Annotated in this window: 13 protein-coding genes; 5 read left to right on the top strand and 8 right to left on the bottom strand. The window is 47.3% G+C overall.

The features are described 5' to 3' along the window. Window positions 1-127 precede the first annotated feature (127 nt). From GWO68_RS07620 to GWO68_RS07585, 8 genes are all read right to left on the bottom strand, one after another. Window positions 128-2,434, bottom strand: coding sequence for a nitric-oxide reductase large subunit (locus tag GWO68_RS07620; RefSeq protein WP_162345840.1), 2,307 nt, complete (start codon window positions 2,432-2,434; stop codon window positions 128-130). A 236-nt stretch (window positions 2,435-2,670) separates the two neighbouring features. Further along, window positions 2,671-2,808: a hypothetical protein gene (locus GWO68_RS07615; RefSeq protein WP_162345839.1), complete on the bottom strand. Its 138-nt coding sequence runs from the start codon at window positions 2,806-2,808 to the stop codon at window positions 2,671-2,673. Window positions 2,809-2,889: 81 nt separating this feature from the next. Beyond that, window positions 2,890-4,383 (bottom strand): amino acid permease, encoded by a 1,494-nt coding sequence (locus GWO68_RS07610; protein WP_162345838.1) that lies wholly within the window; start codon window positions 4,381-4,383, stop codon window positions 2,890-2,892. 109 nt (window positions 4,384-4,492) lie between these two features. Further along, window positions 4,493-4,849: a hypothetical protein gene (locus GWO68_RS07605; RefSeq protein ID WP_162345837.1), complete on the bottom strand. Its 357-nt coding sequence runs from the start codon at window positions 4,847-4,849 to the stop codon at window positions 4,493-4,495. Between the two features lie 24 nt (window positions 4,850-4,873). Next, entirely contained in the window at window positions 4,874-6,610 is a 1,737-nt protein-coding gene (locus tag GWO68_RS07600) for an amino acid permease (RefSeq protein ID WP_162345836.1), read from the bottom strand. Between the two features lie 15 nt (window positions 6,611-6,625). Next, window positions 6,626-7,720: a lysylphosphatidylglycerol synthase transmembrane domain-containing protein gene (locus GWO68_RS07595; RefSeq protein ID WP_162345835.1), complete on the bottom strand. Its 1,095-nt coding sequence runs from the start codon at window positions 7,718-7,720 to the stop codon at window positions 6,626-6,628. A gap of 12 nt (window positions 7,721-7,732) precedes the next feature. Continuing rightward, complete coding sequence (locus tag GWO68_RS07590; RefSeq protein WP_162345834.1) at window positions 7,733-9,670, bottom strand: KUP/HAK/KT family potassium transporter; 1,938 nt, start codon at window positions 9,668-9,670, stop codon at window positions 7,733-7,735. A 195-nt stretch (window positions 9,671-9,865) separates the two neighbouring features. Beyond that, window positions 9,866-10,228 carry a hypothetical protein gene (locus GWO68_RS07585; protein WP_235941984.1) on the bottom strand — a complete coding sequence of 121 codons (363 nt, stop codon included), beginning with the start codon at window positions 10,226-10,228 and terminating at the stop codon, window positions 9,866-9,868. A 187-nt stretch (window positions 10,229-10,415) separates the two neighbouring features. Here GWO68_RS07585 and GWO68_RS07580 point away from each other — a divergent pair, with 187 nt between their 5' ends. The 5 genes from GWO68_RS07580 (at window position 10,416) to GWO68_RS07560 (ending at window position 17,321) form a co-directional block, all read left to right on the top strand. Beyond that, window positions 10,416-12,068, top strand: a complete 1,653-nt coding sequence (locus GWO68_RS07580; protein ID WP_162345832.1) for a peptide MFS transporter — start codon at window positions 10,416-10,418, stop codon at window positions 12,066-12,068. 169 nt (window positions 12,069-12,237) lie between these two features. After that, on the top strand, window positions 12,238-13,140 hold the full coding sequence (locus GWO68_RS07575) for a magnesium transporter CorA family protein (protein ID WP_162345831.1): 903 nt from the start codon (window positions 12,238-12,240) through the stop codon (window positions 13,138-13,140). A 124-nt stretch (window positions 13,141-13,264) separates the two neighbouring features. After that, window positions 13,265-13,642, top strand: coding sequence for a hypothetical protein (locus tag GWO68_RS07570; RefSeq protein WP_162345830.1), 378 nt, complete (start codon window positions 13,265-13,267; stop codon window positions 13,640-13,642). 100 nt (window positions 13,643-13,742) lie between these two features. Beyond that, the gene (locus GWO68_RS07565; RefSeq protein WP_162345829.1) at window positions 13,743-16,034 is read left to right on the top strand and encodes a TonB-dependent receptor; all 2,292 of its coding nucleotides are present in this window, start codon (window positions 13,743-13,745) and stop codon (window positions 16,032-16,034) included. 21 nt (window positions 16,035-16,055) lie between these two features. After that, window positions 16,056-17,321 (top strand): exo-alpha-sialidase, encoded by a 1,266-nt coding sequence (locus GWO68_RS07560; RefSeq protein WP_162345828.1) that lies wholly within the window; start codon window positions 16,056-16,058, stop codon window positions 17,319-17,321. Window positions 17,322-17,828 lie beyond the last annotated feature (507 nt).

Genomic DNA, 17,828 nt, shown 5'->3' with positions numbered 1-17,828 from the left:
ATTATAGAGCAAAAAGTATAGCATTTATAGTTGCGAACTATAGGAGATACAATCCTAGCTAAAAAGAAATGGCCATCCAAAGTTGAACGGCCATTTCGGTGATTTATAAATCGTATAACTATAGTTATTACTTGCTGCTGGTTACTTCTTCTTTCTGTGTATCGATTAAATCGATATCCTGTACGTCTTCATCCAGCTCCAGCGACCAGCCGGTTTTCAGGCCGATGATGAACCAGGCCAGCGCTACCACTCCACCTGCAAAAATCGTGTCGCCGACAACACGCAGCCAGCGCAGTATTTCCATGGTATCGGTCTGCATAAACTCCATAGAGCGGGCGTACCATAAGCCGTATTCCACGCTGGCCCATGTCTGCATCAACCCGATAGGAAGCACACTGATAAGCACCATCAGAATTAGACCAATGTTTATAGACCAGAAAGCAAAACTGATCACGCCATCTTTCCAGCGGCGACGACCGGATAACCCTTTCAGAACGAACAGCATCAGGCCAATACCCAATATACCATATACCCCAAACAATGCAGTGTGTGCGTGCACCGGTGTGGTGTTAAGCCCCTGCATATAGTAAAGTGCTATCGGTGGATTGATGACGAACCCGAACACACCGGCACCAACCAGATTCCAGAAAGCTACTGCCACAAAGCAATAGATCGGCCATTTGTAGGCTTTTATCCATTGGGTGAGCTTACTTATCTTCAGGTTATGGTAGGCTTCAAAACCGATCAGCACGAGTGGCACCACTTCCAGGGCACTGAAGGTTGCACCTAAGGCCATAACAGCAGTTGGCGTGCCGCTAAAGTATAAGTGGTGAAAAGTACCGATGATACCGCCAAACAGGAAAATAATGGTGGAGAAAAGTACGGTTGATGTTGCCATTTTCGTGTCTAGCAGGCACATGCGCACAAACAGGAAGGCAATTACCACGGTAGCAAATACTTCGAAGAAGCCTTCTACCCACAGGTGTACTACCCACCAGCGCCAGTATTCGGCAATGGCCAGGTTGGTGTGCTGCCCCCACATAAGCCCGGAAGCATAAAAGATAGCAATAGCAGCCGATGAGATCAGGAACATACCCAGTAAATGGCGGCCTTCAGCATCGTTGCGGAAAGCAGGCATAATAGCACGCACCATCAGGCCCAGCCACAGGAACAAGCCAACCAACAGGAATATCTGCCAGAAACGACCCAGGTCTACATACTCATAGCCCTGGTGCCCGAACCAAAAGTTTTCGGTATACCCCAGTTTTTGCATGATGCCGTACCACTGGCCAGCCAGCGACCCGGCAACTATAACAAGCAGGCAGATAAACAGGAAGTTAACTCCCAGTTTCTGGAATTTTGGTTCATGACCTGACACGGCAGGCGCGATGTATAAACCAGTTGCCAGCCACGAGGTAGCTATCCAGAAAATGGCAAGCTGCACGTGCCAGGTTCTGCTGATGGAGTAGGGCATGTAATCGGCGAGCGGGAAACCATACAAGGCCTGGCCTTCCACGCCATAGTGTGCCGACACAACCCCCAGTGTTACCTGCACTAATATAAGCGCTGTCACGATCCAGAAATACTTTAAGGTGGCTTTCATGGATGGTGTGGCATTTAAGCCAAGCAACGGATCTTTCTTCGGCAATTTGCTCAGGTCTATGTCATCCTCTTTGTTAGCGGCATAATAGTAAGCCAGCATACCTACGCCTGCTATCAGGATTATAACACTGAACCCTGTCCAGATGATGAGGTCGCTGCTTGGCTCGTTGGCTACCAGTTTTTCGGCAGGCCAGTTGTTGGTGTAGGTTATACTTTTGCTCGGGCGCTCGGTAACACAGGCCCACGAAGTCCAGAAGAAGAAAGCATTCAGTTTCTGCATACGCACCGGGTCATTTACCGTGTTATCAGACATGGCATACGCATCGCGGTGTTTGGCCAGTGCCGGGTCATCCATAAACAGACCAGTATAGTGTTTGCTTACATTTGTTATGGCCTCAGCACGAAGATCTGAAATAGTTAATTGGCCGGTTTCCGGGTTATAGGTATTTGCCCTGATCTGTTTCTGAAGGCGTGCCTCCAGCATGGCTTTGGTCTCTTCGTCAAGCGCATCGTAGTTTACACCTTTTTCCTGCTGTGCCCACGTATCCAGAAAATATATAGCTTCTTTGTGTAACCAGTCGGCACTCCAGTCGGGGGCTACATAAGCGCCGTGGCCCCATACAGAGCCTAGTTCCTGGCCGCCCACCGACTGCCATACATTTTGTCCGTCCTTAATATCCTGCTCAGTAAAAATTACTTTACCGGATGCGGTAACCACCTGTCGGGGTATAGGTGGTGCTTCTCTGTAAATCTCTATACCAAAGTAACCGAGCACGGCAAACGAGCCAACGATTACGGCTATAAACCCCAGCCATAGGTTTCTGTATTTCATATATGTAGCTATTTATAATGTTTGAAGAATGTATTTTTCTGTGCTGATGGTAACATCACCGTTCGGGTGTGCTTTTATCTGCATCAAAGGTCAGCACGGAAGGGTAGGTGGGAAATGACTTGTATCATGTATAAAAGAGACTATAGTCTTTTATTAGTTGCCGATATCAAAGCCATTGTATACCTATCAGGTATAGCCAACTCATGACCTATAGCATTCCTTCTACTACATGAATTTTAACTTGCCAATAGCTGAATAAACCTGGCGGGAGCCAACGAGGCAGAAGAGAAGGAGCTTTCACGGGAAACTATAGTTGCAACATTCACCAGGATGTCTAGAAAACTATAGTAGTTTGTTGCTGGTATAAGCCCCATTAGTTTAAAATAAAAAACCACCCGGCTACCCGGGTGGTTTTCTGTGAGCACTATAGTTTGCTCGGTATTGAGTTTATAGCCTTAGCCTACGGTAACTCTATCAGTTTCCGGCGCCTCGTTTTGCTGGCGAAGCTTGCTGTGCTTACGGCCATACAGGAAGTAAATTGCAATACCAATTGCCATCCAGATAATTAGGCGCATCCAGGTATCAAAACCAAGGTTCACCATCATGTAACCGCAGATAAGAATACCCAAAATCGGAACAAGCGGCACAAAAGGAGTTTTAAAAGGACGCTTCAGGTCTGGGCTAGTACGACGCAGTAAAATGATACCGGCACAAACAATTACGAAAGCTAGCAGTGTTCCAATACTTACAAGTTCGCCTAACAAACCAATCGGGAAGATACCGGCAATAATAGCTGCTACAACACCTGTAATAATCGTTGTTACGTAAGGCGTGTTGAATTTAGGGTGTACTTTACCAAATACTGCTGGTAATAAACCATCGCGGCTCATTGCGTAAAAAATACGCGGCTGGCCCATAAGCATAACCAATACTACCGAAGCCAGACCAGCTACTGCACCAAGACCAGTAAAGAAGTATAACCAGCTAAGTGCAGGGCCTGCTGCCTGAAGCGCTACAAGAACCGGATCCGGCACATTCAGCATTTTGTAAGGTACAAGGCCTGTCATTACAAGAGACATTAACACATAAAGCAATGTACAGATACCAAGAGACGTAAGCATACCTATTGGCATGTCACGCTGTGGGTTCTTTGCTTCCTGGGCTGCAGTACTAACGGCATCAAAACCGATGTAAGAGAAGAACACAATGGCCGCACCGGCCACTACACCCTGCCATCCGTAACGGGTAGCGCCATCAGCCAGCACTTCTTTGTCAGGAATAAATGGAGTCCAGTTAGAAGGATCTATATACTGGAAACCAAAACCAATAACCAGTAATACAATAGCCACTTTTACAATAACGATAATGTTATTGAATTTAGCTGACTCCTGAATACCAATTACCAGTAAAGCTGTCATTACAAGTATAAGTATGATAGCAGGAAGATTGATAAAAGAGCCTGTTGCCGTAAATGAGCTGCCATCGTATGCCAGCGGAGCAGCTGCAATGGCAGCCGGCACTGTAATACCAATTGATTTCAGCAAGCTTACAAAGTTACCGCTCCAGCCCACAGCTACAGTAGCTGCTCCAAACAGGTATTCCAGTATCAGGTCCCAGCCAATAATCCAGGCAATAAACTCACCTAATGTAGCATAGCCATAGGTGTAAGCGCTACCTGCAATCGGGATCATGGAAGCAAACTCAGCGTAGCAAAGGCCTGCAAACAAACAGCCAAGGCCCGCAATTATAAAGGAAATAACTATAGCCGGACCAGCAGCATTGGCAGCAGCAGTACCGGTCAGTACAAAGATACCAGCTCCAATAATGGCTCCTACGCCAAGCATGGTAAGGTTAGTAGCGGTAAGCGTGCGTCTGAGATTATGCTCTCCGCTCTCCGACTCCTTAATAAGCTTTTCGACAGACTTTGTCGCAAATAAATTGTTTGACATTGATTTAGTTAGATTAGGTAATAAGATAAATTTAGTTGGTTGAAAGAGGGCAATACCTACAAAAGTATTGTAAAACGTATATTAACTACAATAAATAGCGGATTTTAAATTAGGGTGCGTTGGGCTGCACCAGGTCGCGAATAGTAGCACCAGTATAGGTTATAAACCTTTTATTCGGCTTTATTGAGCATACACGTTCTGCATGGCCGCAGAGCCAGGAGAGAGGGAAATGTGTAGAAAGAAACGATTTTAATTGTTCAGCAGCTAATTCAGAAGCAGTAGGTTCCGTCCAGGATAACGGTATCTTTTGATCTTCGGGTGATAATTTTTCCTGGTGATGTGAAGAGGTAGTTTTGCTATAAACCAATGGGGCTGGCTTATGCAAGGTAAATAATACAGCAAAGCAAAACATAGCAGCCCACACCAGCAGGAATAAGGTATTTGCTATGTTTTGCTTCTTTTTCAAGGTATAATCAGAAAAAAACGGACGTTATAGTTGGTGCTTGCCAAGCTTACTGTTGCGGTAGCCGTAAGCAAAGTATAAAATTAGACCAAAAGCCAGCCAGCCCAGGAAACGTGCCCAGTTGGTAATACCCAGTTCCGTCATTAGGTATAGGTTGGTCAGCAGGCCAAGCACCGGTATCAGCGACAGGTTGCGGGTAAAGGATAATACCGTCATAATAATGGTAATAACAATAAAGCCCAACAGCGGTAATTTATGCTGAAATACTTCCCAGCCACCTTCTGTGCTTAAATAAGATGTCATGGCCTCGCCGTTATATACATACAACAGCGCCAGTAAACCAATAGTTAACAAAGGCAAGGTATACTTCGCGTTAATGTAAGGCACCTGGAAGCCCTTATGTAATGTTTCTACTTCCTTCTGTTTTTCTTCCATCAGCAATATACCGCCACACACCAGCACAAACGCGAACAGGGTACCTATACTTGTCAGGTCGGTAACTTCTGTCAGGTTCATGAACAGGGCAGGCACAGCCACCACAAAACCGGTAACTATAGTTGCAAACCACGGAGTTTTATGTTTCGGATGGATGTCAGAAAAGATCTTTGGCAATAACCCATCGCGGCTCATGCTCATCCAGATACGTGGCTGGCCATACTGGAAAACCAACAACACACTGGCCATGGCAACTATAGCACTTACGGCAACTATACCAGCCATCGCATCCATGTTTACTCTGGAGAAAACATAGGCCAGCGGGTCGCCAACTGCCAGTTCGTTGTAAGGTACCATACCGGTAAGTATAAGTGCCAGAATTACATAGAGCGTGGTACAGATAACTAAAGCAAGTATCATAGCACGCGGCAGATCGCGTTGCGGGTTCTCACATTCTTCGGCAGTAGTAGAGATGGCGTCAAATCCGATATACGCAAAAAACACAGCAGATACACCTTTCAGGATGCCGGAAATGCCATTGGGTGCAAACGGCGACCAGTTATCGGTATTCACATAAAATGCACCTACTGTTATTACTAAAAGTATAACGATCAGCTTGAGCAGCACCAGCAGGTTAGCCGTGCGCTTCGATTCTTTGATACCGATATAAACCAGGTAAGTGATCAGCACAGTTATACCTAAAGCTGGTAAGTCAGCTACCAGTTTAACACTGCCAAGGACAGGGGCGTTTTGCCACGCCAGGAACGCTTCTTGCATGCCTGATGGTAGCTCAGCCAGGGTTTGGCCTTTAGCCATAAGTTCCTGCGCTGCCGCATAACCGCGCGACGCACTCAGGAAATCCATGGTCAGGTATTCCGGCATTCCTATACCTACGCCCTGCAAAACAGCAGTAAAATAATCAGACCACGAAATAGCCACGGCAATGTTACCGATCGCGTATTCCATCAGTAAGTCCCAGCCAATGATCCAGGCTACCAGTTCCCCAAACGAGGCATAAGCATACGTATAAGCGCTACCCGAAACAGGGATTGATGAGGCAAACTGCGCATAGCAAAGTGCCGAAAAACCGCAGGCAATGGCTGTAAAGATAAACAGTAACGATACACCCGGACCTCCGGCAGCACTGGCATTACCAATTGTACTGAAAATACCGGCCCCGATGATGGCAGCTATACCGAAAGAAACCAGGTCTTTGAGGCGGAGTGTGCGCACCAGGTTCGTGCCTTGTATGTTGTCGTCCAGTTCGTAATCGGCTAGTAGGGCGGTGCCGCTTTTACGCCGGGTAATGTTCTGTAAAAATTTACGCATGTAGTACGGGTGTCGTTAAGCCATCAGCTGATGGTCAGGTTGTGTTACAGTGTCAGGGTTTTTTTCCGGTGCATCCTTACTAAAAACACGTGCCGCCCAGCGTGGAAAAATGATCGCGCCAGCCAGCAAATAGAGGTAATAAGTAAGCAAGCGGTACAGCAATATAATAATTGTTGTGAAGCTCCCAATAAAAACACCGAAAAAAGCCGGAAAAGCCAGCTCTGCAAAGCCTGCACCACCGGGGGTAACTGACACAAATAGGACGATCTTATAAATCAGATTGCGGGAAAAGATAAGCACATGATCGCTGAAACTCAGGTGTGTGAATGCTGCGATCAAACAACCAATGATGATGTAACGTGCCGTCCAGACAAAGAAGGTGGAAATGCTGGCATGCAGCCAGTATGCTGTGTTTTTGGTGCGCAAGTGTTTGGAGGCGATCAGCAGCTCGTTGGCATGGTGGAAAAACGAAATGCGCCATCTGCGGAATAGTTTTATCTGCCCGATCCGGATCATCAGCCTTTTTACAGCTTTCGGGTTAATGAACAGGGCATAAAACATCACAAAGGCATATATCGCTATCAGCAGGTACGAAACAAAAAAAGCTACGCCAAGGCTGTTACGCATAGTGTCGCTGATGCCCGCAATTTCTGGCAGTAGCTGCTCCTGGGCCAACAGTATAACCACAGGCACCGCCAGCACAAAGTACAGGTTATCGAGCATGGCCGTTACCATTACCTGCGCGATAGACTTGCCCAGCGGAATTTTTTCTTTGAAGAGCATGAAAGCGGCTATAGTTGTGCCGCCCACCACCGAGGGCAGGGCACAGGAAGCAAACTCCCACAGCATGATCACGGTAAAGCTTTGTTTCCAACTCAGGGCTTTTTCGGTGATGTACCGGATGCGGTACATGTAGCCGAAATCACGGATAAAAAGAACAACCAATGCAATACCCGCCCAAAGCAGGTTTGCCTGCAAAAGCGTTTGCACCTGGCTGGGGTCATAGTTCTGGTACAGCATATACCCAATCACACCCAGCCCCAGCAACATAGGCAGCAGGATTTTACGGGCAGAGAATTTCTTCTGAAGTTGTTCTTTGGTTAATGCCATCGTAAACTATAGTTATGCCGATACGCGCTTTAGTTCGGGTAGCTTGGCCGGTCTGATCACGAGCGGTACTTTTTCCACTTTTACAGAGCTGGTATCCAAGCCAAACCACTTACTCTCGGAACTGGTGTATTTTTTAATATTGAAATACCACTCCATGATCAGGCGATTTACAAAAGGCAGGTCGTTTTCGTAAGACAGGAATTTCTCCAGCACCACAAACCGGAAGTCACCGATCAGGTTCTGTTTGCTCAGGGAGTCGTAGCGGCTGGTAATATCCACTTCGCCGTTTTCCACCAGTTCTTTCACCACCGTCCTGAAAAACAGGTTAATGCGCTGCTCCACCCTAAAACCAAGTTTAAAGTCGATACGGATCACATCACCTGAGTCCAGTTTCTTTACTTTATACTCTGTAGTGTAGGGCTCATCGGTCGTCTCGACGTGCACAAACCAGTAAATATCAGCACGCTTCGGGCGTTTCTGGAAGATAGAGTAGATCACTTTCGATTCCACATCCTTAGGTTTTGGCGCGCTGGTCATAAAGACCAGGTGCGTGGTATATTTTGGTATCGTTTCGTCTGCACTCAGTTCTTTCAGGGCTGGCAGGTAGTCTTTCAGGCGTACATATTCTGTAAGGCTGCGCTTAATGTAAAAGGCTCTTATCCAGATATACATTACCAGCAACAGCACACACGCAATCATCAGCGATACCCAGCCACCTTGCGTAAACTTGCTCAGGTTGGCGATCATAAATGATGACTCGATAGCGAAATAAACCGTGAAGAACAGCACCACCAGCAACCAGGATTTATACCTCACTTTCAGGAAGTAGCTCATCAGGATGGTAGTGGAAAGCATAGACATGGTAATCGCCATACCATAAGCCGCTTCCATATGCTCAGACTCCCGGAAGTATAAAACCACCCCAATACAGCCCGCCCACAACAGCCAGTTGATACTTGGTACATATAGCTGCCCCTTCTGGTTAGTTGGGTAAACCAGTTTTACACGCGGCCACAGGTTCAGGCGGATAGCTTCAGAGATGAGTGTAAAGGAGCCCGAAATAAGTGCCTGGCAGGCGATAATGGCAGCTATAGTTGCAATAGCAATACCTATTACCAGGAACCACGATGGCATAATACCATAAAATGGGTTCTCGCGAAGCACACTTCCTTCCTGGGTCATTAGCCAGGCGCCCTGGCCAAAGTAATTAAGTAACAGGCATAGTTTTACAAATCCCCAACTTAATCGGATGTTCGATCTGCCGCAATGCCCCAGGTCAGAGTACAGAGCTTCCGCACCCGTTGTACACAGGAAAACAGCACCCAGTATCCAGAAGCCATCCGGGTAATTAACCAGCAGGTCATAGGCATAGTAGGGGTTAATTGCCCGTAGTATTTCAGGGTGTGCCGCCAGCGATATTGCACCCAACGCGCCCAGCATAGTAAACCAGACCAGCATTACCGGGCCAAAAGCTTTACCTACTATTTCCGTTCCGAAACTCTGCATTAAAAAGATCATGGTCAGGATAGCAATCACGATCGGAACAGTTGGAATATCGGGGTTAAGAATTCGGAGACCCTCGATGGCAGAAGAAACCGAAATAGGCGGAGTTATAAGCCCGTCGGCTAAGAGCGCGGCTCCCCCGATCATGGCCGGAACAATAAGCCATTTCGCACGGCGGCGGATCAGGGTATAAAGCGTCAGAATACCACCTTCGCCGTTGTTATCGGCCTGCAGGGTAAGCAGTACATACTTTATAGTTGTTTGCAGCGTTAAGGTCCAGAATACACAGGAAATACCCCCGTAAACCAGCGCTTCTGAAATAGGTGCCCCTCCAAGTATAGCTTTCATTACGTAGAGTGGCGATGTACCTATATCGCCGTAAATAATACCAAGTGAAATCAGGACGCCGGCTGTTGACGCCGCACTTGTTTTAGAAAGATTACTCATTAATTACTATATAAAAAGCCAAGCTACAACAGTTTCAGGAGCCATATAAGTTTAAAATAAGCGAAGTTTTATGGCCGGTAAAAATTCAGAAATCTGAGTGTTCAGGTAAAGTATAAGTTTGCGTAGTGACTCGGTGCCGCAATTGCCGGCAGAGGCGTATAGTTAGTAAAGTTGGGTTGCGGGTGTGCACGCAGGTTAGGGGCCTGCAGTTAGGATGGTGTGAAGGCCGTTACTATTATGGGCAGGCACCGTGCCAGAAAACAGCGGTTTGACATTTGCTCCCTCAAAGTATAGTTGCAAAAGCAGTTCGTAACAAGCCACCGCTGTTTTATTTTCCAGTTCAGCTATAGTTTCAGGGTTTGTTACAGTTTCAGCTGGTATAAACAGGGGGGCAGGTAATGCTTGGTTTGCGCTAACTGCCTGCTGCAAAATATCTTGTGTGGTGTTTAATGCCGTATTGGCCTGCAATGGCAACGCCAGTACACTGCACAGAAGCACTATCAACCAAACCCGCAGCATTTTCATCAAATCTGTACCTGTCGCTAAATAAGACGGCAAAGGAATAGAGTAGTAACTTCCAAAACAACAATTCGGGCAAAAGATTTTAAAAATGATGCCGGCAAGCAGTTCAGTGTGAGTTTGTTTAGGGGCGTTAAGTGGCCTTTATTTACGCTGCAAACCACTTTTTATTTTGCCACTTGCCAAAGTCTGCTTATTTTCAAGCATCAATAACACCTACACCCTCATGTCTACAACTAAATCCAAACACCCTAAAGGACTTTACTACCTGTTCTTTTCCGAGATGTGGGAGCGCTTTGGCTTCTACCTGATGCTGGCCATCTTCTTCCTGTACATGATCGATGCGCAGAACGGCGGACTTGGCTTATCAAAAGAAAACGCCTCGGATATCTTCGGTACGTTCATCGCGTTTGTATACTTAACTCCTTTTGTGGGCGGCCTGCTTGCTGACAGGGTGTTAGGGTACAGGCTGGCCATTTCGATAGGCGGTATTCTGATGGCGATCGGTTACATTGGGCTTGCCCTTCCCGGAGACCTGGCCATGGTAGCATCGCTTGGCCTGATCATCATCGGAAACGGTTTCTTTAAGCCGAACATTTCTACGTTGCTGGGTGGTTTATACTCGACACCTGAGTACCAGGACCAGAAAGACACCGGCTATAACATCTTTTACATGGGTATAAACCTGGGTGCTTTTATTGCGCCGTTTGTGGCATCGTACCTGCGTAACAACTATGGCTGGGGCTATGCATTTGCGGCTGCCGGCGTGGGTATGTTATTAGGTGTACTTATTTTCTGGTTGGGTAACAAGCATTACAAAGAAGCTGACGTGCGCAAACCCGTAGCTGCCAACGACATGCCACTGATGCGCATTTTCGGTATTGTGATTTTACCTGCTGTAATTGCGGGCGTGCTGGGCTGGGTACTTATACCAGGCGATATTTTCGGTTCTAACTCTACAGATGCGTTCATTTTCGGCGCTATTCCGATCATGGTGTTCTATGGTTCGCTTTGGGCCAAGGCATCAGCAGAAGATAAACGGCCAATTGCAGCGCTGCTCTCTATTTTTGCAGTGGTTATCGTTTTCTGGGCGATATTTAAACAGAACGGTACGGCACTAACTACCTGGGCTGAATACTACACCGACCGCGAAATGGCAGAAGGATTAACCGGCCCGGCCGGCGCTATTGGTATGGTGCAGAATGTAGACCAGAGCCTGGCTACCGTTCCGGATTACGACCAGAACTTTAGAGCAAGAACCGATGCCGAAGGCAAAGTTATAACCAAAGAAGGCGTGGCACCTTACCTGAATAACCTGCCAAAGCAAGACTGGCCGCAGGAGGGCAAACCGCTCTCGCTTATTTCAACGGAGCTTTTCCAGTCCATCAACCCGTTCTTTGTTATTTTACTTACGCCGCTGGTAGTATGGTTCTTTACTATGCTGCGCCGTCGTGGCAAAGAGCCTTCTACACCTGCTAAAATTATGTGGGGCTTGGTAATTACGGCCATGAGTACGCTGGTGATGGTTGGGGCTGTATTTGCCAGCATGAATGGTGCCGAAAAGAGCTCTGCGCTATGGCTGGTTGGTTCGTATGCCGTTATCACGATAGGGGAGCTTTTCCTGAGCCCGATGGGCTTATCGCTGGTTTCAAAACTGAGCCCGCCACGTTTAACCGCGCTTATGATGGGTGGTTGGTTCCTGGCGACTTCTATTGGTAACAAACTATCAGGCGTGCTGGCCAGTATGTGGGATAAATACGACCATAAAGCGTACTTCTTCCTGGTAAACTGTGCCGGTTCGTTACTGGCGGCTTTCGCTATTTTCCTAATGCTGAAATGGCTGCGCCAGATTGTGCAGGAGCACACCGGGAAAAGCTAAGTTTATAGTTACAGTTGCAATGTATTTCAGGATCCGCCCGGGCTATAGTTCGGGCGGATCTTTAGTTTGCAGTGGTTTATAGTTTAACCCGTGGGGTACTGGCAAACACCAAACTATAGCTTGCGTAAACCCATTGTTAAATACTAACTATCACTCTAAAAAACTACCTGTGCAACAAACTTTGCTGTCTTTTGAAAAGTATGGCTGGGAATGGATAGACGTAGAAAATCCTTCGGCGGAAGAACTACAGCTACTGGAAAAAAAGTATGGCCTGCACCCGTCGTCGGTACGCGATTGTTTACAACCCGAGCATTTGCCAAAGTTTGAAATTGCCAACGACATCGTTTTTATTATTGCCCGCATTTACGACAACAAAGCCCACCTGGAAGCCGATACCATACAGGAACTGACCAACAAAGTAGCCGTTTTTTACAAGGATAAATTCATACTCACCATTCACCGTTACCCCGTTGCGTTTATAGCTGAGCTCAGGGAAAAGTTTATCGACACTGCCCTGTTAAAAACGCCTATAGGGTTGCTCAGTAAGATCGTCCGGGCAGCTTTTCGTACTTTTGATGAGCCTGCCATTAAACTGGCCAACGACCTGGATTATTACGAAGCCAAAACGTTTCTGCAAACCAAACCCAGCTCACTTACCAAAGGCCTTTACCATTTAAAGCGCAAAGTTTCTGTTTCAAAAAGGGTGCTGCAACTCTCGGAGGTTATTCTTACAAACCTGCGCCTCCAAAACCTGCCCTCCACCGAACTACAAGATTTGCAGGACCTGTATGTGCACCTCATTACGCTTTACGACGAGCTCAACGATAGTACCAACCACCTTGTTAATACCTACATCTCGCTCTCGTCGCAGAAAACCAATGAGGTAATGCGCGTGCTTACCATCTTTTCGGTGTTCTTTATGCCGCTCACGTTTATAGTTGGTATTTACGGCATGAACTTCGATTTTATGCCCGAGTTGCACGCCTGGTATGGGTACCCGGTAGTGTTAGGCATGATGGCCCTGATCACGCTGGTGGTATATGTCTGGTTCCGGCGCAAAGGCTGGCTTTAATTGATAAAGATCAGCCATATAATTGATGCAGGTCATTATTTAGCGGAGCATTGCGGTCTACTTTTGTAACGTAAAGGCAGAACTGTACGGATGACAGTGGCTTGCCTTGCTACCAGGGTAAACCATGAAAAACATCTTTGTTATATCGCTTATCGCCGTGATACTGCTGCAAACCTTCAGTAAGGTAGTAGTGCTGGCAGATTACCAGGCGAACAAGGCGTATATCATGGAGTTTTTGTGCATTAACCGCGACAAGCCCGAACTGAAATGCGAAGGCAAGTGCCACCTCACCAAAAAACTGAAAGCCCAGCACGACTCCGACAAACAGGCCAATGAGCGCGGCCAGAAACAGGAAGTACAAGTCAACCTGTTTTACCAGTGCATGTTTGCTTTCAGTGCCCGCCGTTTTGCAACCATGGTTTCCTACCCATCAGTTTATAGTTGCGCTTACCGTTCTGTTACGTATCATAGCATTTTCCATCCTCCTCGGTTTATAGTTTAAGCAGTTGGCGTTTGCGCCGCCAGGTCAGGCATGGGTTTTTACCTGCAGCCGCTACTGTTGCGCACTTTTAAAATCTGATAAACTATAAATTTTTACTTCCATGAGAAGTCTGCTAACCTGTGTTATGTGCCTGCTGGCACTATGCCACACTACCTATGCCCAAACTATAACCAAAGGGCAGGTAATTGATGCCTTAACAAAAGAACCACTTTACGGTGTTACCATACGCACCACCCAATCCAAAACCGGAACTATAACCGGGGCCGATGGTAAGTTTAACCTGCCTGCAACTATAGCTTCCGACTCTTTGGTATTCTCTTACATTGGCTACGATGCCCAGAAGAAGTCGCTGAAAAACGGTGATGTGTTCGTACAACTACAACCGTCTGCCAACCAGTTAAACCAGGTGGTTGTGTCAGCCAGCCGTGAGGCGGCCGTGCGCACCGAAACGCCGGTTGCTATCAGTGCCATTTCAAAAGAAGTGTTGCTGGAAACGAAAGCTGTATCGCTGGAGCAGGTACTGAACAAAGTAAGCGGCGTGTATATGGTAAACCTGGGCAACGAGCAGCACACCATGGCCATCCGCCAACCGATTGGCTACAAAAGCTTGTTTTTATACTTAGAGGATGGTATTCCGATCCGGGCGACCGGCGACTTTAACCACAACGCGCTGATAGAAATTAACATGGGTGCGCTTCGCAACATAGAGGTAATCCGTGGGCCGGCATCCTCGTTATACGGCAGTGAAGCCATTGGCGGCGCCATTAACTTTATAACACAGGCACCCGCACAGGTTTTTACGGCCAAAGTACAAGCCGAAAGCAGCGATAAAGGCTATCGCCGAACCGATTTCAGCGCATCAAATACAATTGGTAAACTGGGCGTGTATGTGGCTGGCTACTATGCCGCGCAACGAAATGGTATAATTGAGCACAGCGATTTCGATAAACTGGCACTTACCCTGCGGGCAGACTATAGTTTTAACCCATCTACAAAACTGATCACTTCGGCCAGCCTGATAGATTATAAAACCGACCAGACCGGTGGCCTTGACAGCACCCGTTTTTACAGCAAAGAGTATAGCAGCCTGCACACTTTTACTTACCGCAAAGTAAATGCGCTGCGGGTTAGAACCACCCTGGAGCAAACCTGGAACACACAGCACAGCACACAGGTAACCGCCTTTTATCGCAATAACGCCATCGGCCAGAACCCTTTTTATGCCATCAAAAATGTAAAGGATAATCCCCTGAAAGCGAAGGGAGAACTGAATGAAGACGCTTTCCAGAGTTTCGGTTTGATCGCGCAGCACAAAGTCATGTTCCCGTTTCTGAATGCGCAACTTATTAGTGGTTTAAGTGCAGACTATAGCCCTGCTACTTACCATGCAGAACTGATTGATATTGACCGCTCCGAAACCGGAAAGTATACCAACTATAGCCACACCGGCACCTTGCTGACCAATTATAACGTGGACCTGATAAACACCGCAGCTTACACCCAGTTAGAACTAAACCCGCTGGAAAAACTGAAAGCTGTTGCCGCCCTGCGTTACGACCGCTTAGACTATAGTTTTGATAACCACCTGGAGCCGGGCGCTTATACCGGCGCTCCTGATGAAAAAAACGGTTTCAAAAGCCTGACGCCTAAACTTGGTTTAACTTATGACCTGGGCAAAGGTATGGGCGCGTACAGCAACTATAGCGTAGGTTTTACGCCACCGCAAATTACCGAACTATACCGTGGCGTGCAGGTGCCAACCCTGAAGCCGGCCAACTATAACAACTACGAAGTAGGTGGCTGGATTAGCTTTGCCGATGCCAAAGGCTACCTGGATGTGAGTGTATACCAACTGGATGGCCGCAACGAAATTGTGAATGTAAAACTGGAAGACAACTCTTATGAGAACCAGAATGCAGGCCGAACCCGCCACCGTGGCCTGGAATATACCTTAAAATATGCCCCTACCGAAACCTTGAACTTCCGGTTTAGTGGTACCAATGCCAAACATACGTACATCGACTACACCGAAAAAGGAACTGAGTTTAGCGGCAAAGAAATGGCCACAGCGCCTCGTTTTATAAGTAACACGGAAGTTTGCTTTAAGCCAACAACTATAAAAGGACTGCGCCTGGGCCTGGAGTGGCAGCACATGGGCAGCTATTACCTGGATGCCGTTAACTCCGAAAAATATAACGGCTACGACCTGCTGAACGCACGCATCGGCTACAGCAAAAATGGTCTGGAACTATGGACCAACCTCCTGAACATGACCAACCAACTATACGCAACAACCGTCGATAAAAATGCCTGGGGCAAAAGCTACCGACAGGGTGCACCCCGCACTATACACGTTGGCATAGGCTATACGTTTGGAGAAAAGGCTAAGTAGACTATAAAACCCGCACAGATCATGACACGCTCATTCAATATAATTTACACCTGCTTCCTGGCCTTGCTGTTTATAGTTACGGGTTGCACCAATCACGCATCAGAGAAAGAAAAGGCTACTAGTACCGCAGCTCCGGCTGTGCCTGTCCGTATTTCAGATGACGGCCTGACTGCTTCGTGCCCTTACCTGACAAAAGATGAAAATGGAAATACGGTGCTAAGCTGGGTGCAAGCCATAGATACGACGGGTAATTTCCTGATGAAATATGCTGTATCCGGAGACGGTGGAAAAACATTTGGGGAAGCGCAAACGATACCAACCACCAGCGCGGTGCATCCGCACGACGAGAACCTGCCCAAGATCCTTTTCAGAAAGAATGGCGATATCATTGCGATGTTCCCGGTAAGCAACCCAAACCCGAAGAACAGTTATGCTGGTTTGGTTTTTTACACGCAGTCGTTTGATGGTGGTAAGAGCTGGACCGAGGCAAAGCAGCTAGCCGAAGACACTATAAACAGCATTGACGAACGTTATTTTGACATGGAAGTGCTACCTAACGGCGAAGTAGGTGCTATCTGGCTCGACTCGCGCAAAAATACAGACAAGGAGGGTTCCAGTTTATACTTTGCCAGCACCAACGGCCGCAAGGGTTTTGTAGGCGAGATGGTAATTGATACGCAACTATGCCAATGCTGCCGCACTGATCTGTATCTGGATGCGCAGCAACAACTGCACGTAGCCTACCGCGGCATTTTAAACGACAGCATCCGCGACATGATGCATTTGGTTTCTGTGGATGGGGGGAAATCGTTTGCCAAGCCCGAGCGCATCAGCGCCGATAACTGGGTGATAGATGGTTGCCCGCATACAGGTCCGGCTATGGTTTCAAACAAATTCGGGATGCATTATGCCTGGTTTACAATGGGTGGTGGAAGTGGCGTATACTATAGCCAGAAAGAAGCAGGTAAATCATTTACTCCCCGCGAAACGATCAGCAACGCACCCGCCGCCCGGCATCCACAGCTAAGCACCTTTAACAACGGTAAATTGGCCGTAGTCTGGGACGAACGCGGCAATGATAGCACCAAACCAAATAATTACATAGGCTTACAGATAAGAAACGACAACGGCGCTCATTTAAAAACCACACAACTCACAGAAGCCAACGGAAGTGCCGTGTACCCGGTCATCACAACTATAGATGATAAGGATTTGCTGGTTGCCTATACTATAAAGAAGGAGAAGGGCAATGAAGTTTGGTGGCAGCTGGTAAGGCCAAGGATTTAATTGTTCTTTGTTGCTATAGTTGGCACTTTAACCAAGCTATCCTTCCAAAGTTTCCTCTAATCCTGGGAGCTCTACTTGCCTATCGTTTCAATCCAACTTGGTTCCCTCACGGCCGGGAGGCCCCGTCTTCGGGCATCGCGCTGCTGCCTTCTTGCTATCCTCCTGCGTCGGATTGGCTCACGCCACCGCAACAACTCAAAGGCGCTCAACCCAAAGACTGATATGAGTTCGATAGCTAAACTATAGTTATCGCTACAGCTATAGTTGCATCGCTTTGTCGTGGTTGTAATTCCGTAGGAACAGGTAAACCTGTCCTGATCAATATCGTGAACTATAAAACTAGAACTACAACTATAAAATGGCAGCAAGTCCCCCTTTGAAGGCAGGGCCGTTAAGTTCTAGCAAATTCTCCCCTTGAGGGGAGCGCAGAGGGGTGTTTGCATTAGCGGGTGAATTTAAAACTGGCTAACAATTGGCATTTTGGCCCTGAATAACACCCCTATAATC

This window comes from Pontibacter fetidus (assembly GCF_010119545.1).
GTDB lineage: Bacteria > Bacteroidota > Bacteroidia > Cytophagales > Hymenobacteraceae > Pontibacter > Pontibacter fetidus.
Note: the sequence above shows the minus strand (reverse complement) of the source record. Positions and strands in the feature narration are given on the sequence as shown.

Coding starts and splice junctions, on each gene's coding strand:
- GWO68_RS07620 (WP_162345840.1), bottom strand. CDS start 2,434: ATGAAATACAGAAACCTATGGCTGGGGTTTATAGCCGTAATCGTTGGC.
- GWO68_RS07615 (WP_162345839.1), bottom strand. CDS start 2,808: ATGGGGCTTATACCAGCAACAAACTACTATAGTTTTCTAGACATCCTG.
- GWO68_RS07610 (WP_162345838.1), bottom strand. CDS start 4,383: ATGTCAAACAATTTATTTGCGACAAAGTCTGTCGAAAAGCTTATTAAG.
- GWO68_RS07600 (WP_162345836.1), bottom strand. CDS start 6,610: ATGCGTAAATTTTTACAGAACATTACCCGGCGTAAAAGCGGCACCGCC.
- GWO68_RS07595 (WP_162345835.1), bottom strand. CDS start 7,720: ATGGCATTAACCAAAGAACAACTTCAGAAGAAATTCTCTGCCCGTAAA.
- GWO68_RS07590 (WP_162345834.1), bottom strand. CDS start 9,670: ATGAGTAATCTTTCTAAAACAAGTGCGGCGTCAACAGCCGGCGTCCTG.
- GWO68_RS07580 (WP_162345832.1), top strand. CDS start 10,416: ATGTCTACAACTAAATCCAAACACCCTAAAGGACTTTACTACCTGTTC.
- GWO68_RS07570 (WP_162345830.1), top strand. CDS start 13,265: ATGAAAAACATCTTTGTTATATCGCTTATCGCCGTGATACTGCTGCAA.
- GWO68_RS07565 (WP_162345829.1), top strand. CDS start 13,743: ATGAGAAGTCTGCTAACCTGTGTTATGTGCCTGCTGGCACTATGCCAC.
- GWO68_RS07560 (WP_162345828.1), top strand. CDS start 16,056: ATGACACGCTCATTCAATATAATTTACACCTGCTTCCTGGCCTTGCTG.